The organism is Streptomyces sp. NPDC018693 (assembly GCF_044391385.1).
In the GTDB taxonomy this organism is placed as follows: domain Bacteria; phylum Actinomycetota; class Actinomycetes; order Streptomycetales; family Streptomycetaceae; genus Streptomyces.
In genome coordinates this window covers 369,935-384,265 of the sequence record NZ_JBIRZZ010000006.1, presented here as the reverse complement: position 1 = coordinate 384,265, position 14,331 = coordinate 369,935, and the positions used below count along the sequence as shown (strand labels likewise).

The window sequence follows — 14,331 nt, the reverse complement described above, 5'->3', positions numbered from 1 at the left end:
ATCAGAGGCGGCCTTGGACCGGATCAGAGGCGGCAGGCGTGGATCGCCGTGGTCAGGATGGCCCGGGCGCCGATGGCGTACAGGTCGTCCATGATCCGCTGGGCCTCCTTGGCGGGGACCATGGCGCGTACGGCGACCCAGCCCTCGTTGTGCAGCGGGGAGACGGTCGGGGACTCCAGGCCGGGGGTGAGCGCGACGGCCTTCTCCAGCTGCTCGACCCGGCAGTCGTAGTCCATCATCACGTAGGTCCGGGCCACCAGGACGCCCTGGAGGCGGCGCAGGAACTGCTGGACCTTGGGGTCCTCGGTGTCCGCGCCGGTGCGGCGGACGACGACCGCCTCGGACTTCATGATCGGCTCGCCGAAGACCTCCAGGCCCGCGTTGCGCAGGCTGGTGCCGGTCTCGACGACGTCGGCGATGACCTCGGCGACGCCCAGCTCGATGGCGGTCTCCACGGCGCCGTCGAGGTGGACGACGGAGGCGTCGACGCCCCGGTCGGCGAGGTGCCCGGCGACGATCCCCTCGTAGGAGGTGGCGACGGTCTTGCCCTTGAGGTCCTCGACGCCGTCGACCGTGCCCGGCTTGGCGGCGAAGCGGAAGGTGGAGCGGGCGAAGCCGAGGGGCAGGATCTCCTCGGCGTCGGCGCCGGAGTCGACCAGCAGGTCGCGGCCGGTGATGCCGATGTCGAGCCGCCCGGACGAGACGTAGATCGCGATGTCGCGGGGGCGGAGGTAGAAGAACTCGACCTCGTTCTCCGGGTCGACGATGCGCAGCTCCTTGGACTCGCGGCGCTGCTGGTAGCCGGCCTCATGCAGCATCTCCGCCGCAGGGCCGGACAGTGAACCCTTGTTGGGGACGGCGATGCGCAGCATGAGGTCGGCTTCCTTCGTTCGTTCGTACGGTGCTGGGTGCGGGGGTGCGGCTCAGAGGTGGGCGTAGACGTCGTCGAGGGAGATGCCGCGGGCGACCATCATCACCTGGACGTGGTAGAGCAGCTGGGAGATCTCCTCCGCGGCCGCTTCCTTGCCCTCGTACTCGGCGGCCATCCAGACCTCGGCGGCCTCCTCGACGACCTTCTTGCCGATGGCATGGACGCCCTTGCCGACCAGTTCGGCGGTGCGGGAGGTGGCGGGGTCGCCGGTGGCGGCCTTCTGCTGGAGCTCGGCGAAGAGCTCCTCGAACGTCTTATTGGACATGGTGACGCTCAGCCTATGCCACAGACGAGCTTCGTCAGCGCCACGGTTCAGATACTGAGCGCAGGGTGGCCGCGGTCGCCACCGCCGCCGTCACCGCCTCGTGTCCCTTGTCCTCGTTGGAGCCGGGCAGGCCGGCCCGGTCCAGCGCCTGCTCCTCGTCGTCGCAGGTGAGCAGGCCGAAGCCGACGGGGACTCCGGTGTCCACGGAGACCTGGGTGAGGCCCTGGGTGACGCCCTGGCAGACGTAGTCGAAGTGGGGGGTGCCGCCGCGGATGACGACGCCGAGCGCGACGATCGCGTCGTAGCCGCGTCCGGCCAGCACCTTGGCGACCACCGGCAGTTCCCAGCTGCCGGGGACGCGGAGCAGGGTCGGCTCGTCGATCCCCAGCTCGTGCAGGGCGCGCAGGGCGCCGTCCACCAGACCGTCCATCACCTTTTCGTGCCACTGTGCCGCGATGACGGCGACCCGCAGGTCACCCACATTGCGTACGGACAGCTCCGGTGCGCCCTTGCCGCTCACGTTCTCGTGTCTCCTCGTCGGTCTTTCACTGGTTGGTGCAGGTGGACGCGGGTGCCGCGTCCAGCCAAGGCAGATCGTGTCCCATCCGGTCGCGCTTGGTGCGCAGGTAGCGGATGTTGTGCTCGTCGGCCTGCACGGGCATCGGCTCCCGGAGGGAGACCTCGATGCCGTGCCGGGCCAGGGCGTCGGACTTCTCGGGGTTGTTGGTCATCAGGCGGACGCTGCGCACGCCCAGGTCGGCGAGGATCTGCGCGCCGGCGCCGTAGTCGCGGGCGTCGGCGGGCAGGCCCAGTTCCAGGTTGGCGTCGAGGGTGTCGCGGCCGCGCTCCTGGAGCTCGTACGCCCGCAGCTTGGACAGCAGGCCGATGCCGCGCCCCTCGTGTCCGCGCAGGTAGACGACGACTCCGCGGCCCTCGGCCTGGATGCGCTCCAGGGCCGCGTCGAGCTGGGGGCCGCAGTCGCAGCGCAGGGAGTGGAAGACGTCGCCGGTGAGGCATTCGGAGTGCAGGCGCACCAGGACGTCCTCGCCGGCGGCGAGGTCGCCGTGCACCAGGGCGACATGCTCGACGCCGTCGACGCTGGAGCGGTAGCCGTACGCGGTGAAGACGCCGTGCGCGGTGGGCAGGTGGACCTCGGCCTCGCGGCGGACGGTGGGTTCGGCGCTGCGGCGGTAGGCGATCAGATCCTCGATGGAGATGATCGTCAGGCCGTGCTTGCGGGCGAACGGGATCAGTTCGGGCAGGCGGAGCATCCGGCCGTCCTCGCCGGCGATCTCGACGATGGCGCCGGCCGGGCGCAGTCCCGCGAGCCGGGCGAGGTCGACGGCGGCCTCGGTGTGGCCGTTGCGGGTCAGGACGCCGCCGGACCGGGCGCGCAGCGGGAAGATGTGGCCGGGGCGGACGAAGTCGGTGGGCTCGGCGGTGCCGCTCGCGAGCAACTGGAGGGTGGTGGCGCGGTCGGCGGCCGAGATGCCGGTGGTCACACCGTGGGCGCCGGAGGCGTCGACGGAGACGGTGAACGCGGTCTTCATCGACTCGGTGTTGTCGCCGACCATCTGCGGCAGCTGGAGCCGGTCGAGTTCCTCGCCCTCCATGGGGGCGCAGATCAGGCCACGGCACTCGCTCATCATGAAGGCGACGATCTCGGGAGTGATCTTCTCGGCCGCGATGACGAGGTCGCCCTCGTTCTCGCGGTCCTCGTCGTCGACGACCACGATGGGGCGGCCGGCGGCGATGTCCGCGATGGCCTGCTCGACCGGGTCGAGGGTGAGGTCCTCGATGCCGTCGGTGCTGTAGAGGATGGGTGCCGTGGTCATGCGGGGGCTCCTTCCAGAGCGGGCCGCGTGCTCTTGCGGGAGCGCAGCCACCAGTCGCGCATGCCCCACAGGACGAGCGCGCCGTAGATGACGTAGACGAAGCCGGAGAAGGCGTAGCCGTTGGCGAAGTTCAGGGGGACGCCGACGAGGTCGACGAGGAGCCAGGCGAACCAGAACTCGACCATGCCGCGGGCCTGGGCGTACATGGCGACGATGGTGCCGACGAAGATGTAGGCGTCCGGCCACGGGTCCCAGGACAGCGACGGGTACGCCTTGAAGAGCAGGGCGACCGCGACGGTGCCGGCGGCGGCCGCGGCGACCATGACCGCGCGCTCGGGCCAGGTGGCGAACCGGACGGAGACATGGCCGTCCGCCGCGCTGTCCTTGCCGCGCTGCCACTGCCACCAGCCGTAGAGCGCGACCAGCATGACGACGGCCTGCTTGCCGGCGCTGCCGGTCAGATGGCCGAAGAAGGCGCCGAAGAGGATCAGACCGGCGAGGAACTGCACGGGCCAGGTCCAGATGGAGCGCCGCCAGCCGAGGGCGAGGGCGGCCAGGCCGAAGACGTTGCCGACCATGTCGGACCAGATGATGTGCTGGTCGAACAGGACGAACGCCTCGGAGTTCAGCCAGTTCACCGGCCGGCCCCCTGACCGAGCAGCCGCTCGACGTACTTGGCGACGATGTCGACCTCGAGGTTGACCGGGTCGCCGGGCTGCTTGAGGCCGAGCGTGGTCAGGTCGAGGGTGGTGGGGATGAGGCTGACGGTGAAGTGGTCGGGGCCGGCGTCGACGACGGTGAGGCTGATGCCGTCGACAGTGATGGAGCCCTTCTCGACGACGTACCGGGAGAGGTCCGCGGGGAGGGAGATCTTCACGATCTCCCAGTTCTCGGAGGGCTTGCGCTCCAGGACCCGGCCGGTGCCGTCGACATGGCCCTGCACGATGTGCCCGCCGAGCCGGGCGCCGACGGCGGTGGGGCGCTCCAGGTTGACGCGGGAGCCGACGGTGAGGGCGCCCAGGCTGGAGCGGTTCAGGGTCTCCGCCATGACGTCGGCGGTGAACTCGTCGCCCTCGTGTTCGACGACCGTGAGACAGACACCGTTCACGGCGATGGAGTCGCCGTGCTTCGCGCCCTCGGTGACGACGGGGCCGCGCAGCCGGAAGCGGGAGGCGTCGCCGAGGTTCTCGACGGCGGTGATCTCGCCCAGCTCTTCGACGATTCCGGTGAACACTTCCCGGGTCCTCCTGCCTCTTCGGGCACGGACTCCGGGGCCTGTCGATGACGACAGAAAGGACGGGCGAGGACACCGGGGCGACGCCGGACAGACTCGTCCATCGACGAGTACACATACGGCGGCGCGCACGAATGCCCGCCCGCCGCGCACTGCCTCCCATCCGGACTTTAACCGTCGGTCCAGGAATTTCACCTGGTCAACCGGTCACTGGACGTGACCGGGTCGCGGACTGTAACCGCCGGTTCGGACTTTCACCGACCCCGGAGTGCGCTGCTTCTGGTACAGAGCCAGTGTGCCACGGCCGATACGCGTCCATGCGGGTGAATCCTGTGGGGTGGCTCACAGGTGACACACTCCCGCCCTCAACTCCCCCATTGGTCCATACCTATTGACGCATTGGTCTAGTCCTCCCTAGGGTCTGCGCAACTTCCGTGGACTTCCGTGGAGAGGATCCGACCGTGCTGTCCCCCTCACCTCATCGCCATCGGTCCAGACCCGCCCTGTTCGCGGGCACCGCCGCGCTCGCGGGCCTGCTGCTCGCCGGACTTCCGGCGGCCGTCTCGCAGGCGGCCGGCCAGGAGTCCTGCCGCCCCGACGGCCTGTACGCCACCCCGGGCGTCGACGTCCCCTACTGCTCGGTCTACGACCCGGCCGGCCGGGAGAAGATGGGCGCCGACCACCAGCGCCGGGTGATCGGCTACTTCACCGGCTGGCGCACCGGCAAGGACGGCACGCCCGCCTATCTGGCCTCGGACATCCCCTGGGACAAGATCACCCACATCAACTACGCGTTCGCGCACGTCGACAGCGCGAACAAGCTCTCCGTCGGCGCGGACGGCGCCACCAACGCGGCCACGGGAATGACCTGGCCGGGCGTGGCGGGCGCCGAGATGGACCCGGCGTTCCCCTACCAGGGCCACTTCAACCTGCTCAACAAGTTCAAGAAGCGGCACCCGGACGTCAAGACGCTGATCTCGGTCGGCGGCTGGGCGGAGACCGGCGGCTACTTCGACGCCGACGGCACACGCGTGAACTCGGGCGGTTTCTACTCGATGGCCACGAACGCCGACGGCTCGGTCAACCAGGCCGGCATCGACACGTTCGCGACCTCGGCCGTCGACTTCATCAGGACGTACGGCTTCAACGGCGTCGACGTCGACTACGAGTACCCGACGACCATGAAGGACGCCGGCAACCCGCTCGACTGGTCGCTCGCCAACGCCCGCCGGGCCGGCCTGGTCAAGGGCTACGCCGCCCTGATGAAGACCCTCCGCGAGAAGCTCGACCGCGCGGGCGCGGCGGACGGCAGGCACTACCTGCTGACGGTCGCGGCCCCCTCGTCCGGTTACCTGCTGCGCGGCATGGAGACCTTCCAGGTCCAGAAGTACCTGGACTACGTCAACATCATGTCGTACGACCTGCACGGCGCCTGGAACGAGTACGTCGGCCCGAACGCCTCGCTCTTCGACGACGGCAAGGACGCCGAACTCGCCGCGGCGGGCGTGTACTCCACCGCCCAGTACGGCGGCATCGGCTATCTGAACACCGACTGGGCCTACCACTACTTCCGCGGCTCGATGCCGGCCGGGCGGATCAACATCGGACTCCCCTACTACACCCGGGGATTCAAGAACGTGACGGGCGGCACGGACGGCCTGTGGGGCAAGGCGCCCTCGACCGTCTGCCCCGCCGGATCGGGTCTGACCAAGTGCGGTGACGGCGCGGTCGGCATCGACAACCTCTGGCACGACCTGGACACCAACGGCCAGGAGTCACCCGCGGGTTCGAACCCGATGTGGCACGCCAAGAACCTGGAGAAGGGGATCGTCGGCGACTACGTCACCCGCTACGGCTTCCCCGCCGGCACCGCGCTGACCGGCACCTACGTCCGCAAGTACGACGCCGCGCTGGTCGCGCCCTGGCTGTGGAACGCCCAGAAGAAGGTGTTCCTGTCCACCGAGGACGAGCAGTCGGTGAACACCAAGGCGGACTACGTCGTCGACCGCGGCATCGGCGGCACGATGGTGTGGGAGCTGGCGGGCGACTACGCGTGGAACGCGGCCGAGGGCCAGTACGGGCCCGGCTCGACGCTCACCTCGCTGATGTACGACAAGTTCAAGTCGGCCGCGCCGTACGGCGCGCAGGTCTCCGACAAGGCGCTGCCGACGCGGGCCGTCGACATCGGCGTGGAGTTCGGCGACTTCAAGCTCGGCGACTCCAACTACCCGATCACGCCGAAGGTGAGGATCACCAACAACACCAGGACGACCCTGCCGGGTGGTACGGAGTTCCAGTTCGACTACTCGACCGCGGCCCCGGGCAACGCCTCCGACCAGTCGGGCTTCGGCACCGAGGTGATCAGCAGCGACCACACGGGGTCCAACGTGGGCGGGCTGAAGGGCGACTTCCACCGTGTCTCGCTGAAGCTGCCCGGCTGGCAGTCGCTGGCGCCGGGCGCCTCGGTGGAACTGTCGTTCAACTACTACCTGCCGGTGTCCACCCCGTGGAACTGGACCGTGACCATCGCCGGTACGACGTACTCGCTCGCGGGGAACCTGGCGCGCGGCACCACGCTCGTGGAGCCGGACACGGCCAATCCCACTCCGACTCCGACGCCGACGCCGACGGGTGGGACGTGCACCGCCCCGGCCTGGGACCCGGCAACGGCCTACACGGGAGGCAACACCGTGTCCCACAAGGGGCACTCGTGGAAGGCCAAGTGGTGGACGAAGGGCGAGGAGCCCGGCACCACGGGCGAGTGGGGGGTGTGGCAGGACCTCGGTTCCTGCTGACACCCGCCGACACAGGACCGGGCCCGGCGGCGGTGACGACGGCCCTTGCCCGCCGCCGGGTCCTCGGATCGCCGCCCTGCGGGCTGCGCTGGATCCGGACAAGCTGGGATTTGTACGTCGGCAGCTCGGGCGGCCGTAGAAAAGTGCCCGGGGCGCGTCACATTCGCGTGGGCTGCTCCGTCTCAGTCGGTGAAGGGCGCCCCACCCGGGGCGTCCGGCATCCGGTTACATTCCGAAGGGGCTGAACAGCATGACCACGATCCTGGTGACCGGTGGTACCGGAACCCTCGGCCGGCTCGTCGCCGAGCGGCTGCGGGCGGACGGGCACGAGGTGCGGGTGCTCAGCCGGCACAGCCGCCCGTACGCCGTCGATCTGCGCGAGGGCGGGCCGGGCCTGGCGGAGGCCGTGGCGGGCGTGGACACGATCGTCCACTGTGCGAGCAGCCCGCGCGGCGGGGACGAGCAGGCCGCCGGGCATCTGATCACGGCGGCCCGCGAGGCCGGGGTGGGGCACCTGGTGTACATCTCGATCGTGGGTGTCGACCGGGTGCCGTACGGCTACTACCAGTCGAAGCTGGCCGTGGAGAAGCTGGTCGAGCAGTCGGGGCTCGGCTGGACCGTGCTGCGTGCGACGCAGTTCCACGATCTCCTGACGACGGTGTTCCGCTCGCTCGCCAAGCTGCCGGTGATGCCGGTGCCCAAGGGGGTGAGCGACCAGCCGATCGAGGTCGCCGAGGTCGCGGCCCGGCTCGCGGAACTGGCCACCGGCGCGCCCGCCGGGCGGGTGGCGGACATGGGCGGCCCCGAGGTCCGTACGCTCGACTCGTTGGCCCGGGCCTATCTGCGGGCCCACGGCAAGCGCCGCCCGCTGCTTCCCGTACCGCTCTGGGGCGCGGCGTACCGCGCCTTCCGCGCGGGCGGCCACCTCAACCCGGCCGAGTCGGTGGGCAAGGGCACCTTCGAGGAGTACCTCACCGCTCGGGAGTCCCGATAGGTGGTGGTTGCTCCGGCCGGCGCAGCTGCGGGCAGTCGTGCCGGGCCGGCACCCCTCGCGCACGGTCGAGCTAGGCCGAGTGGGCCTCGGCGACGAGGTCCCTCGGCAGCCCAGGCGTTCCTGGCGAGTGGGCGCGCGTACCCGACGAGGCGCGGCTGCTGAGGAGGGCGGCGATGATTCGCCGGACATGTCCTAGCGGTCCCTGGGCGCGAACAGCTCCTCCTGCGCGGACTCCCGGGCGGTCAGCAACGCCCCGCGCAGTACGGCCGTGCCGCCGAGGACGCTCGACCGGACCTCGGTCGCCAGCGGCGCCATCCGCCGGATCCGCGCCTCGACCCGAGCGGCGAGCTCCGCCCCACCGGCCTGCCCGACCTCTCCCCCGAGCACCACGCATCCCGGGTCGAGCACGGCGACGACGGAGGCGACACCGAGCGCGACACGATCGGCGAGCACGTCCAGGAACCGGGCGGCGGCACCTGCCGAGGCCGCGCCCAGCGGGGCGACACCTGCTGGGACGGCGCCTGTGTCGGCGGGGAAGGAGGCGCTGGACGAGCCGACCCTCTCCGCCGAGCTTTCGACGGCGGACGCCCCCACACCGGACGGACCGACGCCCACCGCCGAACCTCCGACGGCCGACGACCCCACACCGGACACGTCCACGCCCACCGCCGAACCTCCCGCGGCCGACGGCTCGACGCCGGACACGTCCACCGCCCGACCTCCGACAGCCGACAGCTCCACACCGGACGAATCCACGCCCACCGCCCGACCTCCCCCGGCCGACGTCCCCCCACCGGACAGGCCCTCACCCACCGCTCGACCTCCGACGACAGACGACCCCACACCCCCCGGCCGACCGCCGACACCCGCCGACCCGCCCTCGCCGCTGCCCATGGCCTCCCCCCGCAGTGCCGTCACCGCTGCCCGCACCACGCTCGCCGCGCCGGGACCGTCGCTCGTCTGCGGGCCGGTCAGTGCGTGCTCCGCCGCCAGGGCGAGCACCGCCGCGGAGCCGGCCAAGGAGTGGAAGCCGCCCGCGCATGCCTTCGCGGAGGGCAGGCCCTCGGTGCCCGGGACCGGGAGGAAGCCGATCTCGCCGGTGCCGCCGGAGGCGCCGCGGCGGAGGGTGCCGTCGAGGACGACGGCGGCGCCGGTGCCGTGGCCCAGCCAGAGGAGCACGAAGGTGTCGCGATCGGTCGCGGCACCCTCACGCTGTTCGGCCAGTGCGGCGAGGTTGGTCTCGTTCTCGACGGTCACCCGGGCGTCGGGGAGCCGCTCCTGGAGGGCGGCGACCAGGCGGCGGTGCCATTCCGGCAGGCCGGTGGAGTCGCGCAGCTCACCGGTCGCGGGGTCGATCAGACCGGGCGCGCCGATGCCGACGGTGTGCAGCCGGTCCGCGCGGGCCTCCTTCACCGCCCGCTCGACGAGGGTCACCGCCTGTTCCACCGCGGGCCCGGTGCCGAGGTCCCCGCCGATGGGCACCGACGCCTCCGTCAGCACCCGTCCGACCAGGTCGGACACCAGCACGGACACGCCCTCGGTGCGCACGTCCAGGGCGGCCAGGTGGGCCCGGCCGGCGACGATGCCGTGGAGCTTGGCGTTCGGGCCGCGTCGCTGCTCGCCGGTCTCGCCGACGACCTCGATCAGCCCGGAGGCGGTGAGGCGGTCGACGAGGTCGGCGACCGTCGGCCGGGACAGACCGGTGAGCTGCTTCAGCTGCCCCGCCGTGAGCGGGCCCTCCTGCTGGAGCAGCCGCAGTGCGAGCCGGTCGTTGATGGCCCGGGCGGTGCTCGGGGACGCTGGCTTTGATGCGGGCATGCCGCGAATCCTCCCAGGTCGGCAGCGCAGTGCTGCGAGTCCGGCGGGCCCTCGGCCCTGTGGCCACTTTATCGCCTATCTATCAGGAAGGGTTCCTGATAGTTTACGCCAGCACTGCCACGACACTCGTTCACGGGAGGGGCCGGACAATGGCGGAGATGGTCGACGAGCAGCGCGACGTCGTGCGCGCCCGATACGCCGTGGCGGCCGTGTTCGCCGTGCACGGCGCGGTCACGGGTTCCTTCGCGACGCGCGTCCCCTGGATCCAGGACCACGCGGGGGTCGGCGCGGGCCAACTCGGCCTCGCCCTGGCCTTCACCGCGTTCGGCGCCTCCTGCGCGATGCCGCTGGCCGGCCGGATCACCCACCGCTTCGGCAGCCGCCCCGCCCTGCGGGGACTGCTCACCCTGTGGACGCTGTCGCTGGTCCTGCCGGCCCTGGCGCCGAACCTGCTGACGCTCTGCCTGGCGATGTTCGTCTACGGAGCCACGGCCGGCATGGCCGACGTCGCGATGAACGCGCTGGGCGTCGAGATCGAGCACCGCCTCGACAAGTCGATCATGTCGGGGCTGCACGGCATGTGGAGCGCGGGCGCGCTGATCGGCTCGGCGGGCGGCACACTCGCCGCGCACCTGGGCTCCGACGCGCGCCTGCACCACGCGCTGGCAGCGGCCGTGCTCACCGCCCTGGGCCTGCTGGCCTGCCGCTGGGTGCTGGACCTGCGGCCGACCGAGGACGAGGAGCCGCCGCCGCGGTTCGCGCTGCCGCCGCGCTCGGCGCTGCTGATCGGCGCGGTCGGCTTCTGCGCGGTGTTCGCGGAGGGCGCGAGCCTGGACTGGTCCGCGGTCTACCTGGAGGACGAGCTGGGCACGTCGGCCGGCCTGGCCGCCGCCTGCACGACCGGCTTCATGCTGACCATGGCGGTGGCCCGGATCGTCGGCGACGCGGTGGTGAACCGGTTCGGCCCGGTGCGCACGGTCCGCACCGGCGGTGCGCTGGCCGCGCTGGGCGGCCTGCTGATCGTGTTCGCGGGGCACCCGGCGTCGGCGATGGTCGGCTTCGCCCTGATGGGCCTCGGTATCGCCGTCGTCGTACCGCTGTGCTTCGCCGCGGCCGGTCACAGCGGCCCCAACCCGAGCCAGGCCATCGCGGGCGTCGCGACGATCACGTACACCTCGGGGCTGATCGCGCCGAGCCTGATCGGCGGGGTCGCCCAGGCGACCAGCCTGGTGGTGTCGTTCGGCGTGGTGACCGCGCTGGCGTTCGGCCTGGTGGTGTTCGCGGGTGTGCTGCGCGGCGGCGGGCGGACCGGCGCGAAGGTCAGTCCGCCGGCCGCAGCAGTGCCCGACCGGCGGTCCTGAGGGTCTCGCTCCAGGGCGCGGGGCGCAGGGTGTCCGGGTCCAGGCGCACCAGGACCCGGGTGCCGTGCGCGTACGTGGTGAGCCCGTCCGCCGAGCAGAGGCGGAAGCCGTACGTCAGCCCGGTCGTACCGAGCCGCTCCAGCCAGAGGTGGACGGCGTAGCCGCCGGGCCTGGTGACCGGGGCCTCATAGCTGACGCGGAGTTCCCTGACCGCGTTGCAGGCGTCACCGGCCGCCGCCCAGTCGCCCTCGAAGCGCACGCCCTGCTCCCGCCACAGCTCGGTCCAGGCCCGCTCGACGAGCAGCGGGTACCGGGCGTTGTGCAGCAGACCGAGCGCGTCCAGGTCGTCGAAGTGGACGGTGACGGGGATCAGCCGGCCGTACGACGGGGTGGCGGGGGCGGTCGGGGCTTCGGCGGTCACGGTGGGGCTCCTGGGTGCATGGGACACGTACCGCCCATCCTAAGCGGCCGCTCACCTCGCCTTCGCACTCCGAGAACATCGGCGTGATGGCGGCCACCCGCGTCCACTCGACCGCCGCCCATGAGGAGGCCCGGCGCACCGAGTCACAGGGGGTACGACGCGGCCGTTCGCTCGTTCCGGGGAAGCGTCGGGGCGTCACCGCACGGCCCGGCGCGGGGCTGCGACTCTTCCTGCATGCCCCCCTTGGAACAGTTGGAAGAGCCGACCGCCCCCACCGTCGACTCGGTCATCGCCCGTATGCGGGCCCTGGACGCGGCCCTGCCCGCGCGGGACGGGATCGCGGTGTTCAACCGCGTCTATCTCACCGTGACGGAGGAGGTCGACCGGCACATCGACGCGGGCCGCTTCCCGGACGCGCGGGCCGCGAGCACCCTCGACGTACGGTTCGCCGAGCGGTACCTGGCGGCGGTGGACGCGGCGGCGGCCGACCGCCGGCCCCCGGCCTGCTGGCGGCCGCTGTTCCAGTTCCGCCGCCATCCCGGTGTACGACCGCTGCAGTTCGCTCTGGCGGGCATCAACGCGCACATCGGCCACGACCTGGCGCTGTCCGTCGTCGACAGCTGCCAGGACCTGGACTGCGAACCGGCCGCCCTGGAGGACGAGTTCGAACGGATCGGCGATCTCCTGATCACGCTGGAGGAGCGCATCCGCGAGGAGCTGATGCCGGGCCCCGACCTGCTGCAGATCGCCGACCCGCTCACGCACTTCCTCGGCTCCTGGAGCCTGGAGCGCGCCCGCGACGCCGCCTGGTCGGCGGCCCGCGCCCTGTGGGCCCTGCGCCGACTGCCGGATGTAGCCGAGGAGTTCACCGAACGCCTCGACGCGGCAGTCGGCTTCGCGGGCCGCATGCTGCTCACGCCGCTGTCCCGCTAGCGGCCGTGGACGCTAGTCCTCCGGCAGCTCGACGGGCGCGATCTCGTCGTAGACGTCTCCCGGGCCCGGGTTGGACGGGTCCGTGGTGCCGCCGAGGTGGTGCATGACGCCCCAGACCGCGTTCAGCGCGGTCTGCACGGCGCCCTCGGCCCAGCCCGCCGTCCAGGAGATGTCGTCGCCGGCGAGGAAGATGCCCCGCTTGTCGTCGGGCAGCCGGTCCTGCATGAAGTGGGTGAACAGGCGCCGCTGGTAGCGGTAGTGGCCGGGCAGGTTGGCCTTGAACGCGCCCATGAAATAGGGCTCGTTCTCCCAGGAGACGGTCACCGGGTTGCCGATGATGTGCTTCCGGATGTCGACCTTCGGATAGATCTCGCCCAGCGACTTCAGCATGACCTCCATCCGCTCGTTCGCGGACAGCGGCAGCCACTTCAGGCTGTCGTCGCACCAGGTGTAGGAGAGGCAGATGACGGCGGGCTGGTCCGGGCCGTTGTCGAGGAGGTACGTCCCGCGCGTCATACGGTCGGTGAGCGTCATCGACATGACGTCCCGGCCGGTCTCCTCGTCCTTCTCAAGCCAGAAGGGCCGGTCGACCGGGACGAAGAGCTTGCTGGACTCCATGTAGTGGGTCCGCTCGATGGCCGTCCAGTGGTCGATCGGGAAGAGCGAGTCGTCGCACTCGATCTTCGACAGCAGCATCCAGGACTGGGCCGTGAAGACCGCCGCCTGGTACGTACGGATGTCACCGTTCGCGTCCGTCACGGTGATCTGGTTGCCGGCGGTGCGGTGCAGCCGGGTCACGGCCGGGCGGGGCGCGCCGTTCTCGTGGAGCTTCGCCAGCGAGGTGCCGTACTCCCAGTGCACGATCTTCTCCGGCTCACGCTCCCAGAGCCTGAGCGGCAGTTGCTGCGAGCCGCCGACGATGCCGCGGTGGTGGTCGTCGGCCTCGGTGTAGACGACGCGCAGGATCTCCAGGATGGAGTTCGGGAAGTCGGTGTCCCAGCCGCCGGTGCCGAAGCCGACCTGGCCGAAGATCTCGCGGTGCCGGAAGGACCTGAACGCCTCGGAGTCGCAGAGGAAGCCGTAGAAGGTCTGGTTGTCGAGCTTCTCGACGAGCTTCGCCCAGATCTCCCGGATGCGCGGCACGTCCCGCTCGCGCATCGCGCGGTTCATGTCGGAGAAGTCGGCGCCCTCCTCCAGGCACTTGTTCCAGGCGTCGGCGACGTCCCGGTAGACCTGCGGCAGGTCGGCGAGGGTCTCGGCGTAGTGCGTCTCGCCCTTGAGGTCGACGACCGTCGACGGGGTCGCCTCGGCGAGGGGGTTGGGGAAGGGCCTCGTCTCCAGGCCGACCAGGTCGATGTAGTGCTGGAGTGCGGTGGAGGACGGCGGGAAGCGCATCGCGCCCAGTTCGCAGTTGAGCGACTCGTCGCAGCCGTCGAAACCGACCGTGCGGAGCCGTCCGCCGAGCTGGTCGGCCTCGTACACGACCGGCTTGAGGCCCATCTTCATCAACTCGTACGCGGCCACCACGCCGGACAGGCCGCCGCCGATGATCGCGACCTCGGTGCCGTGCTCGGTCGCGGGTATCTGGCCGAGGCCCGCCGGGTGGGCGAGGAAGTCGTCGTACGCGTACGGGAAGTCCGGGCCGAACATGGTGATCGGCGGCTGCTGCTCGTCTGCGTGCTCGACGGCGTTGGGCACCGTGGACGTCATGGGGTACGGACTCCTTGCGACTGCGGGAAAGAAA

General features: G+C 71.2%; 13 protein-coding genes and 1 riboswitch. Of the genes, 4 read left to right on the top strand and 9 right to left on the bottom strand.

Annotation, left to right across the window (positions count from 1 at the left end):
* Positions 1-23: 23 nt before the first annotated feature.
* Genes hisG through ACH5AC_RS19170 form a run of 6 tightly spaced genes read right to left on the bottom strand, consistent with a single transcriptional unit; the run spans position 24 to position 4,265 of the window.
* Positions 24-872 carry an ATP phosphoribosyltransferase gene (gene hisG, locus ACH5AC_RS19195; RefSeq protein ID WP_398863073.1) on the bottom strand — a complete coding sequence of 283 codons (849 nt, stop codon included), beginning with the start codon at positions 870-872 and terminating at the stop codon, positions 24-26.
* Between the two features lie 51 nt (positions 873-923).
* On the bottom strand, positions 924-1,196 hold the full coding sequence (locus ACH5AC_RS19190; protein ID WP_171144228.1) for a phosphoribosyl-ATP diphosphatase: 273 nt from the start codon (positions 1,194-1,196) through the stop codon (positions 924-926).
* A gap of 34 nt (positions 1,197-1,230) precedes the next feature.
* Positions 1,231-1,716 carry a 6,7-dimethyl-8-ribityllumazine synthase gene (gene ribH / locus ACH5AC_RS19185; RefSeq protein ID WP_398863072.1) on the bottom strand — a complete coding sequence of 162 codons (486 nt, stop codon included), beginning with the start codon at positions 1,714-1,716 and terminating at the stop codon, positions 1,231-1,233.
* Positions 1,717-1,741: 25 nt separating this feature from the next.
* Positions 1,742-3,031 (bottom strand): bifunctional 3,4-dihydroxy-2-butanone-4-phosphate synthase/GTP cyclohydrolase II, encoded by a 1,290-nt coding sequence (locus ACH5AC_RS19180; protein ID WP_398863071.1) that lies wholly within the window; start codon positions 3,029-3,031, stop codon positions 1,742-1,744.
* On the bottom strand, positions 3,028-3,669 hold the full coding sequence (locus tag ACH5AC_RS19175; protein ID WP_398863070.1) for a nicotinamide riboside transporter PnuC: 642 nt from the start codon (positions 3,667-3,669) through the stop codon (positions 3,028-3,030). The genes ACH5AC_RS19180 and ACH5AC_RS19175 overlap by 4 nt, the downstream gene beginning before the upstream one ends.
* The gene (locus ACH5AC_RS19170; protein ID WP_398863069.1) at positions 3,666-4,265 is read right to left on the bottom strand and encodes a riboflavin synthase; all 600 of its coding nucleotides are present in this window, start codon (positions 4,263-4,265) and stop codon (positions 3,666-3,668) included. The genes ACH5AC_RS19175 and ACH5AC_RS19170 overlap by 4 nt, the downstream gene beginning before the upstream one ends.
* Positions 4,266-4,410: 145 nt before the next feature.
* Positions 4,411-4,541: riboswitch (FMN riboswitch) on the bottom strand.
* Positions 4,542-4,729: 188 nt separating this feature from the next.
* On the opposite strand from ACH5AC_RS19170, the gene ACH5AC_RS19165 reads away from it, so the two are divergent.
* Positions 4,730-7,060 carry a chitinase C-terminal domain-containing protein gene (locus ACH5AC_RS19165; RefSeq protein ID WP_398863144.1) on the top strand — a complete coding sequence of 777 codons (2,331 nt, stop codon included), beginning with the start codon at positions 4,730-4,732 and terminating at the stop codon, positions 7,058-7,060.
* A gap of 250 nt (positions 7,061-7,310) precedes the next feature.
* Positions 7,311-8,054: an SDR family oxidoreductase gene (locus tag ACH5AC_RS19160; RefSeq protein ID WP_398863068.1), complete on the top strand. Its 744-nt coding sequence runs from the start codon at positions 7,311-7,313 to the stop codon at positions 8,052-8,054.
* Between the two features lie 192 nt (positions 8,055-8,246).
* On the opposite strand, the gene ACH5AC_RS19155 is transcribed toward ACH5AC_RS19160, so the two are convergent.
* Positions 8,247-9,872: an ROK family protein gene (locus ACH5AC_RS19155; RefSeq protein ID WP_398863067.1), complete on the bottom strand. Its 1,626-nt coding sequence runs from the start codon at positions 9,870-9,872 to the stop codon at positions 8,247-8,249.
* A gap of 149 nt (positions 9,873-10,021) precedes the next feature.
* On the opposite strand from ACH5AC_RS19155, the gene ACH5AC_RS19150 reads away from it, so the two are divergent.
* Positions 10,022-11,233: an MFS transporter gene (locus tag ACH5AC_RS19150; protein WP_398863066.1), complete on the top strand. Its 1,212-nt coding sequence runs from the start codon at positions 10,022-10,024 to the stop codon at positions 11,231-11,233.
* On the opposite strand, the gene ACH5AC_RS19145 is transcribed toward ACH5AC_RS19150, so the two are convergent.
* Positions 11,193-11,654 (bottom strand): acyl-CoA thioesterase, encoded by a 462-nt coding sequence (locus ACH5AC_RS19145; RefSeq protein WP_398863065.1) that lies wholly within the window; start codon positions 11,652-11,654, stop codon positions 11,193-11,195. The two genes, ACH5AC_RS19150 and ACH5AC_RS19145, sit on opposite strands and share 41 nt — an antisense overlap.
* A gap of 234 nt (positions 11,655-11,888) precedes the next feature.
* Between ACH5AC_RS19145 and ACH5AC_RS19140 the strand changes: the two genes are divergently transcribed.
* Positions 11,889-12,587, top strand: coding sequence for a DUF5995 family protein (locus ACH5AC_RS19140; protein ID WP_398863064.1), 699 nt, complete (start codon positions 11,889-11,891; stop codon positions 12,585-12,587).
* 12 nt (positions 12,588-12,599) lie between these two features.
* Here the strand turns inward: ACH5AC_RS19140 and ACH5AC_RS19135 are convergent, their stop codons facing one another.
* Positions 12,600-14,297, bottom strand: coding sequence for a flavin monoamine oxidase family protein (locus ACH5AC_RS19135; protein ID WP_398863063.1), 1,698 nt, complete (start codon positions 14,295-14,297; stop codon positions 12,600-12,602).
* Between the last annotated feature and the right edge of the window lie 34 nt (positions 14,298-14,331).